The sequence below is a fragment of the Paenarthrobacter sp. CM16 genome, assembly GCF_013179505.1.
Taxonomy (GTDB): domain Bacteria; phylum Actinomycetota; class Actinomycetes; order Actinomycetales; family Micrococcaceae; genus Arthrobacter.
On record NZ_JABMCX010000404.1, the window covers coordinates 1 to 3,304 of the forward strand.

Here is a 3,304-nt window from a genome sequence, read left to right on the forward strand (position 1 = left end):
TTTCATCAAGGGTGACGCTGTTGCTGCTGCCAAGAGCCTGACGGACTTTGCCAAGGCCAACAAGCAGCTGGTTATCAAGACCGGCGTCTTCGAAGGCAAGGCATTGGACGCAGCAGGAGTTGCCGCACTGGCAGCCCTCGAGTCCCGCGAGCTGCAGCTTGCACGTGTTGCTGGTGTCCTCAAGGCTCCCGCATCCGCTGCTGCACGCATCATCGACGCTCTGCGCCTCAAGCTTGAAGAAGAGGGCGGCGCATCTGCACCGGCCGCTGAAGAAGCCCCGGCCGCTGAAGAGGCTGCTGCTGAAGAGGTTGCGGCTCCGGCCGAAGCCGCTGAAGCTGCAACCGAAGAGAACTAAGTTCTCCCCTCAATCAAACTCTGGTGCATGGATCGGTTTAGCCCGGACCTGCACCAACTAATGGAAGGACGCCACCATGGCGAAGCTCAGCAACGAAGAGCTCATTGAAGCTTTCAAGGAACTGACCATCATCGAGCTCTCCGAGTTCGTCAAGCTCTTCGAAGAGACCTTCGAAGTTACGGCTGCTGCTGTTGCAGTTGCCGGCCCCGCTGCCGGCGGTGCTGCTGAAGCTGCTGAAGAGAAGACCGAATTCGACGTCGTTCTCGAAGCTGCTGGCGACAAGAAGATCGCAGTGATCAAGGAAGTTCGCGCCATCACCTCCCTCGGCCTCAAGGAAGCCAAGGACCTGGTTGACAGCGCACCGAAGGCTGTTCTCGAAGGCGCCACCAAGGAAGCTGCCGAGAAGGCAAAGGCTCAGCTCGAAGAAGCTGGCGCAACGGTTACCCTCAAGTAACTCGTTCTTGCTTGTGGAAGCCCCGCCCGCTCCGACTAAGGAGCGGGCGGGGCTTCCTGCGTTTAATGCACCCCAAGCAGGTAGCAGCACATGCCGTTCTGAGCTGTCAGAACGGCATGTGCTGCTACCTAGTTTGGTTCGCTGATGTCCGCCACAACCGCACCGAGTGCGGACGTGAGGGCATCGGCGTCCACGAACGCACTCCGGCCATGTGCTCCGGCACCCATGGAAATGCGGCGTCCGGTGATCGTGGCGTCGGCATAGACGGGCCACGGTGTGGTGCTGCCCAAGGGGGTGATGGTGCCCCGCTCGTAGCCGGTGGCGGCCAGGGCGACGTCAGCGTGGGGGAGTGAGAGCTTATTGACGCCAACCAGGGCGCGCAGCTTAGGCCACGAGATCTGGCGGTCGCCCGGAATCAGCGCGAACAGGAAACTGCCATCGCGGTGCTTGACCACCAGCGACTTCACAATGTCAGCCGGGCTGATGCCCAGTATCCCGGCAGCTTCTTCCAAGCTGCGGGCTGCGGGACGCTCGACGACGTCCACGTCCAGTCCGCGGGCGGCAGCATCGGACAGGAAGCGTTCGGCCCCGTCCGTCACAGGATCATTCACGTCGTTTCCCCTCGTTGGCGGTTCGGGACCCAGTCCCGGTTCCATAGTCAGTCGCGGTACAGGAGCAGGGCTTCACCTTGGCCGCCACCGCCGCAAAGTGACACTGCGGCCTTGCCTGTTCCCCTGCGCTTGAGCTCGTGGGCTGCGTGCAGCGCGAGCCGCGCACCGGAGGCCCCGATGGGGTGGCCCAGGGCAATTGCGCCGCCGTGGATGTTGCACTTATCCAGCGGATAGCGGAGGTCCTTGAGGGACTGGACGGCAACAGAGCCGAAGGCTTCGTTGATCTCGATGAAATCCAGGTCCTCCGCGGTCCAACCCGCACGTTTCAAGGCTTGTGCAATGGCGTTCGAGGGCTGTGAGTGCAGCGAGTTGTCCGGTCCGGCAACCTGGCCGGGTTTACCCACAACAGCAAGGTAGTCCAAGCCGTTGTCCTCGGCGAAGCGTCGGCTGGTCAGCACCAGTGCGGAGGCGCCGTCGGACAGGGGAGAGGAGTTGCCGGCCGTGATGGTGCCGTCTGTGGCGAAAGCAGCCTTGAGTGGTGCCAGCGTCTCTACAGTGGTGGCGGGCCTGACACCTTCATCCGAGGTGAGGACCAGGGGATCACCCTTGCGCTGCTTGACGCTTACCGGAGCTATTTCGACGTCGAACGTTCCGTCTGCGATGGCGGCAGCGGCACGCTGGTGGGAGGCAGCCGCCACCTCGTCCTGGGCCTTGCGGTCAATGCCCAGGGTGAGGTTCCTGGTTTCCGTGGACAGGCCCATGGATTGTCCATCGAAAGCATCCGTGAGACCGTCATGGGCTGCAACGTCCAAAGCCTGGATGGCTCCATAGGTCCAACCCTGCCGCGAACCGGGCAGGAGATGTGGTGCGCGGGTCATTGATTCCTGGCCCCCGGCAACCACCACTGTGGCGTCACCGCTGCGGATCATGCGGGCGGCGTCAATCACTGCTGTGAGCCCGGAAAGGCAGACCTTGTTGATGGTCACGGCAGGGATGTTCCAACCAACGCCGGCGGCAATGGCGCTTTGGCGGGCAGGGTTTTGGCCCGCCCCCGCTTGGAGTACCTGCCCCATGATCACGGCGTCCACTTGTTCGGCTTTCACGCCGCTGGCCGCCAGGGCTGCTGTGATGGCATGCGCGCCAAGGTCGACGGCGGTAAAGCCCGCCAATTGCCCGTTAAGCCGGCCCTGCGGGGTACGGGAAGCGGCAAGGATGACAACGTCATTGTCGTCAGCGGAGTTGGTCATGGTCTCTCTTCCATCCTGGTGTGGTGTTGCAAGGCTATCGCGGAGCGTGCGCCAGCCTACCCTTTCAACGGTTGTGCTTGCGTCGGCATTCCAATCACGCGCGAGGAACCAAAGACATGCCGGAATGTTCTCTTAGGTCCGGAAGGTTCTCTTACGTACAGGCCGATTCGCTGCGGAGCCCTGTGCTTAGGTGCCTGCAGCAACGGTGCTTGCAATCAGGGACGATCTGGGGTAGACAGGAAGGCTACTTTGCCGTATCGTAGATATTTGCGTCTTCCCTGTTAACCTTCAGCCTTCATATAGCGGTGGGCTTTACCTCTCAGCTGCACCATTGACGTGCCGTTCCTTAACGTGCATAGCCAATGAGTGGACTGGGTCCGGGTCATATAGCGGAACCGGAATAAGTATCCTGCGGAGCACTCTGCGGGATGCAAACGGGGGAGATCTGAAAACGCCTGAAGGTCTGTGGAAGGATCCCTCTTGGTCGCCTCGAGCACCTCTAATAACGAAACCGCTAACACGGCAAGCACCGATGGTGCCACCCGCCGCCTCTCATTCGCAAAGATTCACGAACCGCTTGACGTTCCGAATCTTCTCGCCCTGCAGACGGACAGCTTTGACTGGCTCGTCGGAAACG

General features: G+C 61.4%; 3 protein-coding genes and 1 pseudogene. 2 read left to right on the plus strand and 2 right to left on the minus strand.

Annotated features, from left to right (window positions below; genetic code table 11):
• Nucleotides 1–355: pseudogene (locus tag HP499_RS22480) on the plus strand (50S ribosomal protein L10); the annotation flags it as partial.
• A 76-nt stretch (nucleotides 356–431) separates the two neighbouring features.
• The gene (gene rplL / locus HP499_RS22485; protein ID WP_011775604.1) at nucleotides 432–809 is read left to right on the plus strand and encodes a 50S ribosomal protein L7/L12; all 378 of its coding nucleotides are present in this window, start codon (nucleotides 432–434) and stop codon (nucleotides 807–809) included.
• 128 nt (nucleotides 810–937) lie between these two features.
• Here the strand turns inward: rplL and HP499_RS22490 are convergent, their stop codons facing one another.
• Both HP499_RS22490 and HP499_RS22495 read right to left on the minus strand, forming a co-directional pair.
• Entirely contained in the window at nucleotides 938–1,465 is a 528-nt protein-coding gene (locus HP499_RS22490; protein WP_375154267.1) for an aminoacyl-tRNA deacylase, read from the minus strand.
• Nucleotides 1,466–1,467: 2 nt separating this feature from the next.
• On the minus strand, nucleotides 1,468–2,667 hold the full coding sequence (locus HP499_RS22495) for an acetyl-CoA C-acetyltransferase (protein WP_172326303.1): 1,200 nt from the start codon (nucleotides 2,665–2,667) through the stop codon (nucleotides 1,468–1,470).
• Between the last annotated feature and the right edge of the window lie 637 nt (nucleotides 2,668–3,304).

What these genes read in the sequence shown, in the direction of transcription:
- rplL (WP_011775604.1), top strand. Translation starts at nt 432, where the DNA reads ATGGCGAAGCTCAGCAACGAAGAGCTCATTGAAGCTTTCAAGGAACTG.
- HP499_RS22490 (WP_375154267.1), bottom strand. Translation starts at nt 1,465, where the DNA reads ATGGAACCGGGACTGGGTCCCGAACCGCCAACGAGGGGAAACGACGTG.
- HP499_RS22495 (WP_172326303.1), bottom strand. Translation starts at nt 2,667, where the DNA reads ATGACCAACTCCGCTGACGACAATGACGTTGTCATCCTTGCCGCTTCC.